The organism is Streptomyces zinciresistens K42 (assembly GCF_000225525.1).
GTDB lineage: Bacteria > Actinomycetota > Actinomycetes > Streptomycetales > Streptomycetaceae > Streptomyces > Streptomyces zinciresistens.
Window position 1 is genome coordinate 1 of the sequence record NZ_AGBF01000019.1, and the last position, 14,022, is coordinate 14,022.

At 71.1% G+C, this 14,022-nt stretch carries 19 protein-coding genes; 2 read left to right on the plus strand and 17 right to left on the minus strand.

From position 1 onward, the window contains the following. Positions 1–76 precede the first annotated feature (76 nt). From SZN_RS09080 to SZN_RS09095, 4 genes are all read right to left on the minus strand, one after another. Positions 77–1,507, minus strand: coding sequence for a GH1 family beta-glucosidase (locus SZN_RS09080; protein ID WP_043729471.1), 1,431 nt, complete (start codon positions 1,505–1,507; stop codon positions 77–79). Between the two features lie 145 nt (positions 1,508–1,652). Continuing rightward, positions 1,653–2,561: a carbohydrate ABC transporter permease gene (locus tag SZN_RS09085; RefSeq protein WP_007493546.1), complete on the minus strand. Its 909-nt coding sequence runs from the start codon at positions 2,559–2,561 to the stop codon at positions 1,653–1,655. Next, positions 2,558–3,580 (minus strand): carbohydrate ABC transporter permease, encoded by a 1,023-nt coding sequence (locus SZN_RS09090; protein ID WP_007493549.1) that lies wholly within the window; start codon positions 3,578–3,580, stop codon positions 2,558–2,560. The genes SZN_RS09085 and SZN_RS09090 overlap by 4 nt, the downstream gene beginning before the upstream one ends. Beyond that, positions 3,577–4,902, minus strand: coding sequence for an ABC transporter substrate-binding protein (locus tag SZN_RS09095; RefSeq protein WP_007493551.1), 1,326 nt, complete (start codon positions 4,900–4,902; stop codon positions 3,577–3,579). The genes SZN_RS09090 and SZN_RS09095 overlap by 4 nt, the downstream gene beginning before the upstream one ends. Positions 4,903–5,279: 377 nt before the next feature. On the opposite strand from SZN_RS09095, the gene SZN_RS09100 reads away from it, so the two are divergent. Both SZN_RS09100 and SZN_RS09105 read left to right on the plus strand, forming a co-directional pair. Beyond that, complete coding sequence (locus SZN_RS09100; protein ID WP_007493554.1) at positions 5,280–6,335, plus strand: LacI family DNA-binding transcriptional regulator; 1,056 nt, start codon at positions 5,280–5,282, stop codon at positions 6,333–6,335. A 580-nt stretch (positions 6,336–6,915) separates the two neighbouring features. Then, complete coding sequence (locus tag SZN_RS09105) at positions 6,916–7,149, plus strand: helix-turn-helix domain-containing protein (protein ID WP_007493555.1); 234 nt, start codon at positions 6,916–6,918, stop codon at positions 7,147–7,149. Between the two features lie 183 nt (positions 7,150–7,332). Here the strand turns inward: SZN_RS09105 and SZN_RS09110 are convergent, their stop codons facing one another. From SZN_RS09110 to SZN_RS09170, 13 genes are all read right to left on the minus strand, one after another. Continuing rightward, positions 7,333–7,620 (minus strand): hypothetical protein, encoded by a 288-nt coding sequence (locus tag SZN_RS09110; protein WP_139063541.1) that lies wholly within the window; start codon positions 7,618–7,620, stop codon positions 7,333–7,335. A 14-nt stretch (positions 7,621–7,634) separates the two neighbouring features. Continuing rightward, positions 7,635–7,820: a hypothetical protein gene (locus SZN_RS09115; protein WP_007493559.1), complete on the minus strand. Its 186-nt coding sequence runs from the start codon at positions 7,818–7,820 to the stop codon at positions 7,635–7,637. Further along, entirely contained in the window at positions 7,820–8,272 is a 453-nt protein-coding gene (locus SZN_RS09120) for a hypothetical protein (RefSeq protein ID WP_007493561.1), read from the minus strand. Before SZN_RS09120 ends, SZN_RS09115 begins: the two co-directional genes overlap by 1 nt. An 88-nt stretch (positions 8,273–8,360) precedes the next feature. Then, on the minus strand, positions 8,361–9,206 hold the full coding sequence (locus SZN_RS09125) for a helix-turn-helix domain-containing protein (RefSeq protein ID WP_007493562.1): 846 nt from the start codon (positions 9,204–9,206) through the stop codon (positions 8,361–8,363). Then, on the minus strand, positions 9,203–9,943 hold the full coding sequence (locus SZN_RS09130; RefSeq protein WP_007493564.1) for a DUF6879 family protein: 741 nt from the start codon (positions 9,941–9,943) through the stop codon (positions 9,203–9,205). Before SZN_RS09130 ends, SZN_RS09125 begins: the two co-directional genes overlap by 4 nt. 168 nt (positions 9,944–10,111) lie before the next feature. Then, positions 10,112–10,810: a collagen-like domain-containing protein gene (locus tag SZN_RS43140; RefSeq protein ID WP_007493565.1), complete on the minus strand. Its 699-nt coding sequence runs from the start codon at positions 10,808–10,810 to the stop codon at positions 10,112–10,114. Then, on the minus strand, positions 10,807–10,959 hold the full coding sequence (locus tag SZN_RS42390) for a hypothetical protein (protein ID WP_244313324.1): 153 nt from the start codon (positions 10,957–10,959) through the stop codon (positions 10,807–10,809). Before SZN_RS42390 ends, SZN_RS43140 begins: the two co-directional genes overlap by 4 nt. A gap of 148 nt (positions 10,960–11,107) precedes the next feature. Continuing rightward, on the minus strand, positions 11,108–11,476 hold the full coding sequence (locus SZN_RS09145; RefSeq protein WP_007493567.1) for a hypothetical protein: 369 nt from the start codon (positions 11,474–11,476) through the stop codon (positions 11,108–11,110). Between the two features lie 16 nt (positions 11,477–11,492). Continuing rightward, positions 11,493–12,416 (minus strand): N-acetylmuramoyl-L-alanine amidase, encoded by a 924-nt coding sequence (locus SZN_RS09150; protein ID WP_007493568.1) that lies wholly within the window; start codon positions 12,414–12,416, stop codon positions 11,493–11,495. Beyond that, entirely contained in the window at positions 12,416–12,673 is a 258-nt protein-coding gene (locus SZN_RS09155) for a hypothetical protein (RefSeq protein WP_007493569.1), read from the minus strand. Before SZN_RS09155 ends, SZN_RS09150 begins: the two co-directional genes overlap by 1 nt. Before the next feature lie 74 nt (positions 12,674–12,747). Further along, positions 12,748–13,011, minus strand: a complete 264-nt coding sequence (locus SZN_RS09160; RefSeq protein WP_007493570.1) for a hypothetical protein — start codon at positions 13,009–13,011, stop codon at positions 12,748–12,750. Between the two features lie 66 nt (positions 13,012–13,077). Next, positions 13,078–13,575, minus strand: a complete 498-nt coding sequence (locus tag SZN_RS09165) for a hypothetical protein (protein WP_007493571.1) — start codon at positions 13,573–13,575, stop codon at positions 13,078–13,080. Continuing rightward, entirely contained in the window at positions 13,572–14,009 is a 438-nt protein-coding gene (locus tag SZN_RS09170; protein ID WP_007493574.1) for a hypothetical protein, read from the minus strand. The genes SZN_RS09165 and SZN_RS09170 overlap by 4 nt, the downstream gene beginning before the upstream one ends. Positions 14,010–14,022 lie beyond the last annotated feature (13 nt).

Sequence of the window (14,022 nt, forward strand, 5' to 3'; positions counted from 1 at the left end):
CACCGCCCGCCGCGGCCCCCACCGCAGGCGGCCCCCCGCCGCGGACGGCCACCGCCCCGCCGGCCCCGTGCCGCGGCTAGAACACCTCGTCCACCGCGGGCAGCGTGCCCGTGCGGGCCGCCCTGGCGTACCAGTGCGCGCTCGACTTCGGGGTCCGCGCCAGGGTCCCGTAGTCGACGTACACCGCCCCGAACCGCTTCTCGTAGCCGTACGCCCACTCGAAGTTGTCCATCAGGGACCACAGGTAGTAGCCCCGCACGTCCGCGCCGTCGGCGATCGCGCGGCGCACCGCGGAGAGGTGGCCGTGCAGATAGGCGACGCGCTCCGGGTCGTGCACCCGGCCCTCGGCGTCGGGCTTGTCGTCGTAGGCCGCGCCGTTCTCCGTGATGTAGAGCGCCAGCCCCGGCGCTTCCCGGGTGTAGCGCATGAGCAGCTCGTGCAGACCGGTCGGGTCGACGGACCAGCCCATCTCGGTGCGCTCGCCCGGCGACTGGTGGAACAGCACGTCGTCCGCGCCGGGCCACGGCGAGTGCTCGCTCGCCCCGTGGCCGTCGGCGCGCGGGCCGCTCGGCCGCTCGGCGGCGGCGGAGACCAGGGCCGGGGTGTAGTAGTTCAGGCCCAGCGCGTCCAGCGGCTGGTGGATCGCCGCCAGGTCGCCGTCCTGGACGAAGGACCAGTCCGTCAGCCGCGCGGTCGCGTCGAACAGCGTGCGCGGGTAGGCCCCGTGCAGGATCGGGCCGTGGAAGATCCCGTTGGCCAGGTCGTCGATCGTGCGGACCGCGACCAGGTCGGCCGGGTCCTGCGAAAGCGGCCGTACCACGGAGGAGTTGAGGCTGAGCGCCACCGTGTTGCGGGCCGGCATCACCGAGCGCAGGGCGGTGGTGCCCAGGCCGTGCGCGAGGTTGAGGTGGTGGGCCGCCCGCAGCGACGCCTCCGGCTCGGTGCGGCCCGGCGCGTGCACGCCCGAGGCGTAGCCGAGGAAGGCGCTGCACCACGGCTCGTTGAGCGTGATCCAGTTCTCCACCCGGTCGCCGAGCGCCTCGCCGACGATCTGCGCGTACTCGGCGAAGCGGTACGCGGTCTCGCGCTCCGGCCAGCCGCCCGCGTCCTCCAGCTCCTGCGGAAGGTCCCAGTGGTAGAGGGTGAGCGCCGGCTTGATGCCGCGCGCCAGCAGCTCGTCCACCAGCCGGCGGTAGAAGTCCAGGCCCACCTGCACCGCGGGGCCGCGCCCCGTCGGCTGGACCCGGGACCAGGAGACGGAGAAGCGGTACGCGTCCAGGCCGAGGTCGGCCATCATCGCCACGTCGTCGCGGAAGCGGTGGTAGTGGTCGACAGCGATGTCACCGTGCTCGCCGCCGGCCGTGCGGCCCGGTGTGTGGCTGAAGGTGTCCCAGATGGAGGGCGTGCGGCCGCCCTCCCGCACCGCTCCCTCGATCTGGTACGCCGAGGTCGCGGCGCCCCACAGGAAGGAGGAGGGGAAGGACGGGGAAGACATGGGCTCAGGCATGGAAGCGCTCCCATATGAGGTCGTGGAGACCGACGGGTACGAGGGGGAAGAAGGGCGGTGGGCTGGCGGGGGACGGGAGGGGAGCGAGGGCCGGGGCGGCGGTGACCCGGCCCCCGGAGCCGCACGGACCGGACGCGGGGGGACGTCAGCCCTTGACCGCGCCCTGCATGATGCCGCCCACGATCTGCTTGCCGAACAGCAGGAAGGCGATCAGCAGCGGCAGCGTGCCCAGCAGCGCGCCCGCCATGATCACCGCCTGGTCGGGGACGTACCCCGTGCCGAGCGAGTTCAGCGCGACCTGCACGGTCGGGTTCTCCTGGTTGAGGGCGATGATCGGCCACAGGAAGTCGTTCCAGGCGAACACGAACGTCAGCAGGCCGAGCACGGCCATCGCGGGCCGCGCCGCGGGGAAGACCACGTGCCAGACGACCCGCAGACTGCTCGCGCCGTCCACCCGCGCCGCCTCGATCAGCTCGCTCGGCAGCGCCTGGAGCAGGTACTGCCGCATGAAGAACGTCCCGAAGGCCGTGCACAGCGTCGGCAGGATCACCGTCTGGAGCTGGTTGGACCAGCCGAGGTCCGCCATCCACAGGTACAGCGGTACGACCGCCAGCTGCGGCGGGATCATCATCGTGCCGATCGTCAGCAGCAGCAGCACGCCGGAGAAGCGGAAGCGCAGCTTGGCGAAGGCGAAGCCCGCCAGCGTGGAGAAGAGCACGGTGCTGATCGTGATCATGCTCGCCACGAAGATCGTGTTGAACATGGCCGTGCCGAGCCCGCCCTCCTCCCACGCCCGCTCCATGTTCTTGAAGAGGTTCCCGCCGAACCACAGCGGCGGCGGGGTCTCCGCGAGCCGCTGGTTGGTGCGCGAGGCCGCGATGGCCGTCCACACCAGCGGGGCCAGCGACACCAGCGCGAAGAGGGACAGCACCACGTAGGTGAGGGGGCCCGCGTGCAGCTGCTTGCCCGCGCCCATCACCCGGGGCCGCGCCCGCCGGCCCTTGTCGGCGGGCTCCGTGGACTGCGGCGGTGACGTCAGTTCGGTCGCGGTCATTGGGACTTCCTCAGCCGTCGGGAGATCAGCAGCTGGATCACGGCGACGATCAGCAGGATCAGGAACATCGACCAGGCGATCGCGGACGCCTTGCCGAGGTTGCCGATGATCCAGCCCTGGTCGTACATGTACAGGCCGAGCGTCTGGTACTGGTGCTCGGAACCGCCCTTCGAACCGCTCACCCCGCCGAACAGCAGGGGCTCGCCGAAGAGCTGGGTCGCGCCGATCGTCGACACGACCACCGTGAACAGGATCGTCGGCCGCAGCTGCGGGACCGTCACATGGATGAACTGCTGCCAGCGGTTGGCGCCGTCGATGGCGGCCGACTCGTACAGATCGGCTGGGATGGCCTGCATGGCGGCCAGATAGATCAGCGCGTTGTAGCCGGTCCAGCGCCAGATCACGATCGAGGACACCGCGAACTGCGAACCCCAGTCGGACTCGCGCCAGTTGACGGGGTCGATCCCGACGAAGTCCAGCAGCCAGTTGATCATGCCGCCGTCCCAGGAGTACAGCAGCACGAAGACCAGCGTCGCCGCCGCCACCGAGGTGGCGTACGGGGTGAGCATCACGACCCGCCACACGGTCGAGCCGCGCAGCTTGTAGTTGAGCAGATGCGCCATGCCGATCGCGATCAGCAGCTGCGGAACCGTGGAGATCACACCGATGGTGAGGGTGTTCCCCAGCGCGTTCCAGAAGAATTCCGAGGAGAGCAGGTTCTCGTAGTTCTTCAGACCGGCCCAGGTCTGGCCGTCGAGGTCGGCCAGCTGCACGTTGTGCAGCGAGTACCAGGCCGTGTAGAGCAGCGGGACGAGCGAGAACGCCCCGAACACGATGAAGAAGGGGGCGATGAACACGTACGGCGACGCCTTCATGTCCCAGCGGTACAGCCGGCTGCGCCAGGAGTCGCCCCCGGGAGCCGGCGTACCGCGACCGCGCCCGGCCGCGCCCGGCTGGTCACCGGGCGCGGCGTCGGCGCTCGACGCGGGATGCGTGAGGGCCTGCTTGGGACTGCTCACTGGCCGAGCACGTCCTTGATCTCGTTGGTCGCGGCCTCCCAGCCCTGCGCCGGGCTCTTGCCCCTCTGCTCGACCTGGAGGATGCCGATGTCGGTGATGGCGGTGCCGATCGGCTGGTCCTTCGCCCCGCGGAACTGGGACGGGATGGTCTTCGCGGAGGCCGAGAAGATCTCCGTGAGCGGGGCCTCGGAGAAGTACGCCTGGGTGGCGGCGGCCGGCTTCAGGCTGGAGTACGCCCCGGGAGCCGACGGGAAGCTGGCCTGCTTGGCGAAGACCTTCGCCTGCTGCTCGGGCGCGGTCAGCCACTTCGCCAGCTTGATGGCTTCCTTCTGGTTCTTGCCCGCCGTCGGCACACCGATGTACGAGCCGCCCCAGTTGGCGGCCGTCGGCGCCGCCGCGACGTCCCACTTGCCCTTGCCGGCGTCACCGGACTTCTCCTGGATGTAGCCGATCATCCAGGCCGGGCAGGCGACGGTGGCGAAAGTGCCGTTGGCGTAGCCCTGGTCCCACGGCTTGTCGAACTGCTTCAGCTTCGCCGACATGTTGCTCGTCGCCACGTCCATGGCGACGCTCCACGCCTTCTTCACGCCCGACGACTTGTCCCAGACGACGTTGCCGTCCTTGTCGTAGTACGTGGTGGTCTCGCCGCCGAGGGCCGCGTTGTAGACGGAGGAGGCGGAGTCCACGAACTTGGTGCCGCTCGGCGCCTTCTTCATGTAGTCCTTGCCGACCGCGACGTACTTGCTCCAGTCGCCCTTCCACTGCGCGGCGAGCTTGGTGCGGTCGGTCTCCAGACCGGCCTGCTGGAACAGGTCCTTGCGGTAGCAGATCGCCATCGGACCGATGTCGGTGCCGAGCCCGATCAGCTTGCCGTCCTTGGTGGTGGCCTGGGAGTTCTTCCAGTCCAGCCACTGGGACTTGTCGACCTCCTTGCCGAGGTCCACGAACTTGTCGCCCTGCGTCTGCACCGCCTCGGTGATGTTGCCGACCTCGATCGCCTGGATGTCGTCGGTGCCGGAGCCCGCCTGGAGGCGGGTCAGCGTCTTCGGCCAGTAGACGTCGGTACGGGTGGTGACGTTCTCCTTGATGGAGATGCCGGGGTTGAGCTTCATGTACTCGTCGTAGAGGCCGGCCTGCTTGTAGCCGAAGACACCGAAGGTGCCGATGGTGAGCGTGGTCTTGCCACCGCCGCTGTTGCCAGCGCCCTCGTTCGAAGAGCCGTTGTCCGAGTCCTCGGCGCAGCCGGCGAGCAGCCCCGTCGTCAGCGCGGCTGCGGCCGCGAAGGCCATCAGCCGGCGGGACCCGCGGGTACTCGTGCGCATTGCGTCCTCCTGTTGCCTGACGTGCCGACCCCCCGGCCAACTGCACTGTTGGGCCCGTTCATTGTTCACGCTGCGGCTCGGGCGGGGAACGTGCGGGACATGTATGTGTCAGGTGCTGTGGGAGCGCTCCCACAAGTGATGTGTTGAAGGTTCGCGGCTCCGAGCGGGGGTGTCAAGGGACCGGACACCGAGTTGTGTGTTCAGTTATCGGCCCGTTAACTAACCCACGCGGCGCGTGCGGAGCGAGCGGAGTCGGCCAAGATCGGCGGTGCTCGGCCGGTGCGGGGGCGTCCGTCCGCGGCCCCCGCCCACGGTCCCCCCACCGGGGGGACTGTTAAATTCCAGGCCAACGAAATGGTCAACGGGAGGCGGAGTCCATGGCAACCCACGGAACGCGGGGCCGCGGCGGCGGTCGGCCCACCCTCGAAGAGGTGGCGGCGCGGGCCGGCGTGGGCCGCGGCACCGTCTCCCGGGTGATCAACGGCTCGCCCCGGGTCAGCGACGCCACCCGCGCCGCGGTCGAGGCGGCGGTCACGGAGCTGGGCTACGTACCCAACACCGCCGCCCGCGCCCTCGCCGCCAACCGCACCGACGCCGTCGCGCTGGTCGTGCCCGAGCCGGAGACCCGCTTCTTCGCGGAACCGTACTTCTCGGACATGCTGCGCGGTGTGGGCGCCGAACTGTCCGACACCGAGATGCAGCTGCTGCTCATCTTCGCGGGCAGCGACAAGGAGCGCCGCCGGCTCGCCCAGTACCTGGCCGCCCACCGGGTCGACGGGGTGCTGCTGGTCTCGGTGCACGCCGACGACCCGCTGCCCGATCTCCTGGCCCAGCTGGAGATCCCCGCCGTGATCAGCGGCCCCAGATCGGCGGCCGAGACGCTGACCTCGGTGGACTCCGACAACTACGGCGGCGCCCGCTCCGCCGTCGAACACCTGCTCTCCCGCGGCCGCTCCCGCGTCGCCCACATCACCGGCCGGCTCGACGTCTACGGCGCCCAGCGCCGCGCCGACGGCTACCGCGACGCCCTGCGCGACCTGGGGCCGGGGGTGGACCCGGGGCTGATCGAGGCGGGCGACTTCACCGAGGAGGGCGGCACCCGGGCGATGCGCGCCCTGCTGGAGCGCCGCCCCGACCTCGACGCGGTCTTCGCCGCCTCGGACGTGACGGCGGCGGGCGCCCGCCACGCGCTGCGCGGGGCGGGCCGCCGCATCCCCGACGACGTCGCCCTGGTCGGCTACGACGACTCCGCCATAGCCCGCCACATGGACCCGCCCCTGACCAGCGTGCGCCAGCCGATCGAGGAGATGGGCCGGCGCATGATCGACCTGCTTCTCGCGGAGGTCGCGGACCGGCGCCCGGCTGCCTCGCGCGGGCTGGAGCGGACGCAGGCGGTCCTCGCCACGGAACTGGTGACCCGGGCGTCGTCCTGAGCGGCGGCGCCGCGCCCGGTCGCCCATGCGTAGCCGGGCGGAATCAGGGTAGGCAAAAGAATCAGCCGGTGACCTTTGGGACGAGGTCACCGGCTGATCTGCAGGGTGAGTGACGGGACTCGAACCCATTTTGTTACATGCCCTGACCTGCGAAGATGCGGGGATAGCGGACATAGCCACCCCCTTCGATGACGCTGGATGACACTCAATACCCCCCGAATGATGGGCCATGTTCCCACGGGAACACGGCCCGCGAGACCCCCACAGGACTCGGGGAGGTGAGTGCAAAGCGCTGCTACCGCGTACCAGACGACAGCGGCACCCCCGTCTACACCGGGGGTGCCGCGCGGCCGTGCGCCAGCGGGCCTGGGAAGCGAAGCCGGCGATGGCCGTTCGAGGGGCGGGCGAGCCCGCCATATTCAAACACTTGTTCTACAGGCATGGGGCGGAGCGGGCACCCGTCCCCCGTGAGCCCCACGCCTTCCGCGCGGGCCGTGACGACGAACCACCGAAAACAAGATCACTAAAAGCGGATCGCAGTCCGCAGACAACATATCGTGATCACTCCAGCGTGTGACGGGTGCGAGACCTGCCCCACGAAGAGGACTGGACCCCCGACCGCCTGCGAGCCATCGGCGAGCGCGTGCGCGCCGAGCGCCGCCGCCAGGGCCTGACCCAGGACCAGGTATGGCAGGCCGCACGCATCGACCGCCGCACCGTGCAGAACGTGGAAGCCGGCCGCGAGATGAAGGTCAGCACTCTGCTACGTATCGCCTGGGTCCTCGAGGTCCCACCGTCGGACCTCTTCCGATAGGCGCCTGCCGCCGCGCCGCAGGGGACGGCACGACGGCAGGCGCGGTTGCCTCCGGGTCCCCTCCCTGCAAGATCATTAAATTTGCGCGGCTGGGCAAAGACAATCCGCCATGATCCATACAGCGTGGGGCGAGAGCGGGCACGCGGCCCGTGCCCGGCACGCCGTCGCGCCGGGCACGGGGGCCTATGGCCAGCCGAGGCCGTGCACGGCGCGAGCGTCGACGCAGTAGTCGGCGCCACAGCAGCGCGCACAGGTGTCGACGTGGCCGCGGAAGACTTCCCGGGCGCGCGAGCGGGCGCACGGTTCGCAGCTCTTGGGCCGCCACACCTGCACCTCCCCGCGGAGGACACTCAGCCGGATGCCGAGGTCGACATCCGGGACACCCCCGCAGTACGCGCACCGGTCCCCGCTACGCCTGTCCTCGGGGAGGTCGCAGACCGGGGGCATGGTCAGCATCTCGACCGCGGTCACGAAGCCCGGATGCATCACTGGTCGGCGAAAGGGATCAGGCGGTTCTCCTCGCGACACGGACCGCAGGCGAACAGGCTGCCGCCGGGGCCGGACCCCTGCTCGTGCACGGTGATCAGCCGAACGCCCTCGGCATAGCCGCCGTGCCAGGCGCACCAGCCGTAAGCCGCCCACGCAGGGGACGGGGAAGCCTGTGTGGTCATCAAATTGCCTCCACTCGGTATCCGCCCGGCCCGAACGCGGCGGCCAGTACGGCAGGATCAGTCAGCAGGCCCGAGCCGTCCGGGCGCGTGATCCACATCCGGCCCCCGATCTGCCACCCCGCCGGCGGACAGCGCAGACACCAGCCCGGCGGCCGGACCGCCACCTGCCGGACGTCGGCGAGCTCCTCGACCGCGGTGAGCGGGACCAGCCACCACAGCCGGTCGGCCTCAGGATCGGCGAGGACCGGGCCGCGCAGCTGGATGGGGATGCGCGCGAGAGCGTCGTACCTGGTGGCGAGCTGCCCCTCGGCGACCAGCCAATGGGCGCCGGACGCGATCGGGGCGAGCGACTCCGTGTCCCACGCAGCTCGAACGAGGTCCGGGCGGGCAGAGCAGCCAGCGAGCCACGCGTCGCCAGCCTCGTACCGTGCAATGAACCTCGGTAGGGCCATGAGTCAGGACCGTACGCAGGGCAATTGCGCGGCCGCTCGCCGATTGCGCCGGATTGCGCGCGCGGCCCCCGAGGTTGCCGCGGGTTGTTCAGGACAGGTTGAGAGCAGCGCTCGCGCGGCCGATCAGCCGGTGCGCGGTGGCGTCGTAGACGGCGGAGTCGTCGAGCCACTGCCAGGCCCGCTCGTACAGCGCGACGGACTCTTCGTCGTCCAGCCACATCTCCGTGCTGAGCGTCTCGACGATCACCAGCCTGCGGTCATAGATCCAGAACCCGTGGGAGGGGCTGCGGCGCAGCTCGGCAGCGAAGGGGATGATGCCGAGCTGCACCGTGTCCATGCCGACCATGGACCGCAGGCGGTCCAGCTGTGCGGCCATGACCGGACGGGACGCGTTCAGCGCGTACAGGGCGCCCTCCCACAGCAGGATCCGGAAGCTGCGCTCAGCCTCGTAGAGGGCCTGCTGACGTCGCATGCGGGCGCGGACTGCGTCCTCGATGTCCCCGGTCGGGGCGTCCCGGAAAGCGGCGTTCGCGCTGAACACGGCTCGCGCGTACTCGGGAGTCTGGAAGAGCCCGGGGATACGGATCACCTCGACGGCCCGCAGCAGCGTCGTCTGCTCCGTCTCCACGATGCCCTGCTCCTGGCGGGCACGGTGGCCGTTGGAGTACTGCTTGCGCAGTGACCGGTACCGGGTCTCCAGCCCGATGAGCCGACCCGTCAGCTCGCCGGCCACGTCGGGCCGGCCGGCTGCCTGGGCCCACGCTACGAGGTCGTCGCGGCTCGGGGTCTGCTTGCCGTTCTCGAGACGGCTGACTTTCGACCGCTGCCAGCCGAGGCGCTCGGCGAAGTCCTTGCCGTTGAGGCCGGCCTCGGTGCGCAGTTCCCGCATGCGCGCACCGAGGGCGACCCGCCCGGATTGGTAGTCGCTGCTCACATGGTGGAACGTACCCGCTCGGCGAGATCGGCGGCAGCCACAGCGTGATGCCAGGCCGCGTCGCGGGCCTGGCAGGCGGCGAGGACCTCGGCGGGGTCCTCGGTGACGTACACGCCGAGGGTGGTGTCGTCCTCGTCGAAGGCGAAGCGGAGCAGGGTACGGGAGTCGATGAGCCAGAAGTCGCAGTCCGGGAGCCCGAGCTGCACCGCCTGGTCGCGCCAGAGGTAGCGGACCTCGTCGCCGGCGGCCACGTTGCCCGGCGCCCGGGCCAGAAGGAACTCCTGCCCCTCCGTCAGGGGGTGGTCGACGATCCGCACGCGGCCGAAGGTCTTGCCCTGCGCGACCTGCTCGGCCACGTTGCGGCGCCATTCGGTGGGCCCGTCGCGGGTGACGTCCTCGCCGGCCTTCCAGCGCGCCCATGCCTCGCTGCGCCGGTCGGTGGCGTAGCCGCGTCGGGTCTCCAGTCGCCAGGCGGTGTGCCGGAAGTCTGCGAAGACGTGGCCGATCTCGCTGAAGGGGACGAGCGGGGGAGGCTCGCTGCGCGGGGCGAATCGTGTGAGGAGTTCACGAGGCACCCGTACGAACGTCTCGCTCGGCTTCACGTCCCGCAGCTGGGCGAGGTGCTCCGGGTCGGTGACCACGTCGCCCTGTACGAGGATCTCGTCTGTGCCGTCCACCTCATAGAGGGTCGGGCAGTCACCGCCATCGCTGGTCGTGCCGAGGAACCTGAGCGCCATGTGGGCCTCTCTTCGACTGGTTGGGGCTCTACAGAATGCGCGTGTGTGCACTCGCGCGCTGCCCGATTGCAGCGGATTGCGCATCCACCCCGCCTCGCCAGGGTTGCGCGCACTCGGCCGGACATGACGAAGCGGCCCCGCCCTCCATGGAGGGCGGGGCCGCGACGACTACGGATACTGACGACGGTACGGATCAAGACCCATGGACAACACACCGCCACTGGACGGTTCCGGCATCGGCGCCCCGTCCCTGCGGCAGACCAGAGCATCCGGATCCCACGACGGCGCCTGCAGGCTGTAGCCGTCCGGACAGCCCGGCCCCGGCTCCCCGCGCTCACCACGCGGCCCCTGCTCGCCCTGCGGCCCGGCCGGTCCGGCAGGTCCCGCCGGACCGGCCGGACCGGTGACCGACTGCCCCGGATCACCCTGCGGACCGGGCGGCCCCGTCACCGCCGCGCCCGGCTCCCCCTGCTCACCCCGAGGCCCCGGCGACGGCGTGACCGTCGGCGCATCCCGCCCCGCCGGCCCCCGCACACCCCGCGGCCCCGGAATCGGCACCGGCACCGCCGCCCGCGCCGGCAGATCATCCACCGCGGACGTCGGATCCGGCGCCACCGGCGTCGCCCCCTCAGCCGTCACCTGCTGCCGCAGCGCACGCACATCACCGGCCAGCGTCGCCACCGCCTCCCCCCGCAGATCCGCCTCGGCGACCGCACGGTTCGCCCGTACCGTCGCCACATCAGCACGCTGCGACGCCCGGTCGATCAGGATGAACGCCAGCCCCAGGCCCCCGCCCAGGACGAGCAGCGCACCCACGATCCACAGCAGATGCCGGGCCCGGTACAGGGCGCTCTCGGCCCGCGTCACGGAGTCCCTCCCATCTGCTGCACCAGCAGCCGCAGCCGCGCGATCTCCAGCTCCCTGGCGGCCAGGTCGGTGCGCAGCGTGGACAGCTGCTCCCGCAGGTCCTGCCGCTCCTCCTGCAGCTGGTCCGCCAGGTTGTTGAGTCCAGTCACGGCGGTGCCCTCCCGGGCTGCCCTGGCCGCACCTCGGCTTCCGTACATGGCAGCCGCCGCGGCCGCGACCCCTGCGACCAGAGCGGCGAGGGCCGTAACCATGGCGGCGTCCATGTCACCTCCAAGACGCGCAGGAACAGGGTCAGGGTCAGGCCGCCTTGACGACGCTGGACTGCTCCACCCGCAACGAGGCCACCGGGGCGGTGACCTCCTTGCGGAGCACGAGCGCGACCGCGGCCTCCACCCCTGCCATCCACAGGGCCTGCTGATCCGCCGACAGTTCCAGGCCGAACGCCAGGAACAGGGCCAGCGCACCCTGCGCGAAGTTCACGACGGCCGCCGCCGCGGCGCCGGTCTTGAGCACGACCGCGGTGACGAGGGCGACGGTGAGCGACAGGACGGCCATGATGGCGCCCTGTTGCCCGGCGGAGACGTCGAGGCCGTAGGCCGCGGCGAGCTTGAGGGCGATCGCCACGAAGGCGAGGAGGTACACCGGTTCTCTGCCGAAGATCTTCATAAGGTCGTTGGTCCTTTCAGGCGACGACGTCGAAGCCGTACTTCGCGCCGAGCTTCTTGAGGGAGTCCGAGCCGGGGATGCCGTCGGCGTCCGCGCCGGTGTACCCGCCGCCGGCCTTCGAGCGCTGCCACTTGGCGTACGCGGTGACGGTGGCGGTGCCGAAGTGCCCGTCCAGGAGCGACTTGGCCAGCAGGCCCGCGTCGACCAGGGCGGCCTCCACGGTGCGGACACCGCCGTACGTGACGGGTGTGCCCGCTGCCTTCGGGTTGGACCGGGCGGCCGCCACCAGCTTGGACAGATCGACCACCGGCCTCGCCGGCGCGGGCAGCGGAGCGGGCGGCTTCCCGCTGAGGCGCTTGGTGACCCGGTTGAGGACGGCGTCCCAGTCCATGCCCGGCCCGCGCGGGTCGACCTTGCCGGGCTGCCAGTCGAGGTGGCGCAGCGCGGAGCGGGCGGACCATCCGTGGTGACGGCACAGCGCGGCGATCACCCGCACGATGGCCTCGATCTGCGCCTCGGGCCACGGGTCTGAGCCGTCGCCGAGGTTCTCGCACTCGAAGCCGTAGAAGTGCCGGTTGCCGTCGACGGTGGCCTCGTCGTCGGCGGGCGGGCGCCGCTCGGCGATGACCGCGGCGAGGACGTCAGGGTCGCCCAGGCCCGCGTGGTTGGCGCGGCCCCAGCCGACCAGGTGCACGCGGCCGTCCTTGGCGATCATGCCGTGGCACAGCGGGCCGGGCAGTCCCTCGTATCCGTCGCGGACGATCGCGACCGTGCTGGCGGTGCCCTTGGTGACGGTGTGATGGATCATCACCCCGTGGAGGGGGCCGAACGGACCCATCTGGTTGCGGTTGTGGTTCTCCCAGTTGCCGACCTCGACGACGGTCAGGCCCTCGGCGGCCAGCAGCTCCAGGAACCGGCTCGCGGACATGGGCGCGGCCATCAGCCGGTCTCCGCGCCGTCGACGACGGCGGGGGTGATGTCCAGGTAGTACGCCTGGCCCGGCACGAAGCGCACGGCCGGGTTGTCGACCTGGATCGTGAGGCTGCCGGTCGGGGTGGCCTTCACGAACCGCTGGTCCTCCGGTGTCTCGGAGTCGTACACGGCCGAGAAGTCGTAGGAGCGCGTGACCTGCTGGTCGTCCGGTCCCCACCGTCGCAGGGTCTCGGTGTCGCAGCGGAACTTGGCTCGGGTCGTCATCGTGATCGTCTCCAGGGGTGTGGGCCGACACCGCGGCGGCGTCGGAGGGGGGAGGGGGTGGGCGGGCGTCTGCGTCACACACGCTCCGGCCAGTGCCAGGTGCCGCCCTGCGCCTCGAAGAAGTCGGCCATGCAGCCGCCCGAGGCGAGGGAGTGGAAGAACATGCCGCCCGGGTTGAGGACAGCCAGGCCGACCTTGTACGGCTCGGCGTCGTCGACCTCGGTCACGATCGCGGCGCGGCACTGCGGGGGAAACGCCTGGCTGCCGTCCTCGCGGACCGGCGTGCCGTGGCTGGTGTAGTGGACGATCCGTCCGACGGACGGCTGCTGCTCTGCCATGTGCCCTCCCGGGCATGACGAGGCCCCGGGCCGGGTCGGCGCGGGGCGGGTGGTGGCGGGGGTGGGTCAGGATGCGGCTTCGTACATGAAGGTGAGCCGGACCTGGGCGCCGGCGGCGAGGGTCTCGGGACGGGTCGCCGTCAGGAAGTTGGTGCGCGTGTTGGTGGCGGTGATCGGCATGAAGGCGGAGCAGCCGGAGGCGTTGGGGCCGATGACGATCTGTCCGACCCACCGGTCGGTGCCGAGGAGCTGGGCGGTGCCGACGATGGCTGTGCCGACGTTGGCGGCCTGCACGGGAAGGGACCAGTTGTAGTCGCCGCTGCCGTAGGTCGAGGTCGAGCCGGTGGTCATGTTGATGTGGCAGATGACGGTGCGGCCGATCTTCATGTACCGGCCGATGATGGTGCCGTTGCCGAGGGAGGGCGCGGTGCCGGTCGACGTCCAGGCGGGCGTGTAGGGGGTCCAGGCCGCGAACATGCTGTTGAACTGGTCGCGGATCTCCTGGTTCATGACTGCGGCGGACACGACCTCGCCGACGACCCAGGTGCGCGGGGCGAAGGTCACAGGTCCTCACCCAGCGGGCCGGGGTCGGGTCCCGGGGGGAGTGGCCGGTCGGGGTTGCGCGGGTCGTCCGGGTGCCACCAGTTGCGCAGGCCCGGCTTGAGGCCGAGCAGGCCCGCCTCCACGGCGGGCACGTCCGCGGGGAAGGCGAGCGTGCACCAGCCCCACGTGCATTCGGTGCAGGCGTAGCGCGGGTCGGCCGGGGAGACGACCTGCGCCGACCCGCAGCTGCTGCAGTCGGCGAGCCACCGGTTCTGGTTGATGCGCGCGTAGCAGACCTCGTCGACGGTGTCCTCGGGCGGGACGGCGCGGCGTCCCATGCGGTACTCGATCCACCGCCACACGAGTGCGGCGGCGGGGACGTCTGCCCACGCGTCGCGGGGCTGGGTGGGCGGCGGCAGGTAGAACGTCTCTGCGCGCACGACAGGGATCGGCACGGGTGTGTCCTTT

Bases quoted from the DNA above. Each gene is read 5' to 3' on its own strand.
- SZN_RS09080 (WP_043729471.1), bottom strand. From the start codon at position 1,507: ATGCCTGAGCCCATGTCTTCCCCGTCCTTCCCCTCCTCCTTCCTGTGG.
- SZN_RS09085 (WP_007493546.1), bottom strand. From the start codon at position 2,561: ATGACCGCGACCGAACTGACGTCACCGCCGCAGTCCACGGAGCCCGCC.
- SZN_RS09095 (WP_007493551.1), bottom strand. From the start codon at position 4,902: ATGCGCACGAGTACCCGCGGGTCCCGCCGGCTGATGGCCTTCGCGGCC.
- SZN_RS09100 (WP_007493554.1), top strand. From the start codon at position 5,280: ATGGCAACCCACGGAACGCGGGGCCGCGGCGGCGGTCGGCCCACCCTC.
- SZN_RS09115 (WP_007493559.1), bottom strand. From the start codon at position 7,820: ATGACCACACAGGCTTCCCCGTCCCCTGCGTGGGCGGCTTACGGCTGG.
- SZN_RS09120 (WP_007493561.1), bottom strand. From the start codon at position 8,272: ATGGCCCTACCGAGGTTCATTGCACGGTACGAGGCTGGCGACGCGTGG.
- SZN_RS09130 (WP_007493564.1), bottom strand. From the start codon at position 9,943: ATGGCGCTCAGGTTCCTCGGCACGACCAGCGATGGCGGTGACTGCCCG.
- SZN_RS09145 (WP_007493567.1), bottom strand. From the start codon at position 11,476: ATGAAGATCTTCGGCAGAGAACCGGTGTACCTCCTCGCCTTCGTGGCG.
- SZN_RS09150 (WP_007493568.1), bottom strand. From the start codon at position 12,416: ATGGCCGCGCCCATGTCCGCGAGCCGGTTCCTGGAGCTGCTGGCCGCC.
- SZN_RS09155 (WP_007493569.1), bottom strand. From the start codon at position 12,673: ATGACGACCCGAGCCAAGTTCCGCTGCGACACCGAGACCCTGCGACGG.
- SZN_RS09160 (WP_007493570.1), bottom strand. From the start codon at position 13,011: ATGGCAGAGCAGCAGCCGTCCGTCGGACGGATCGTCCACTACACCAGC.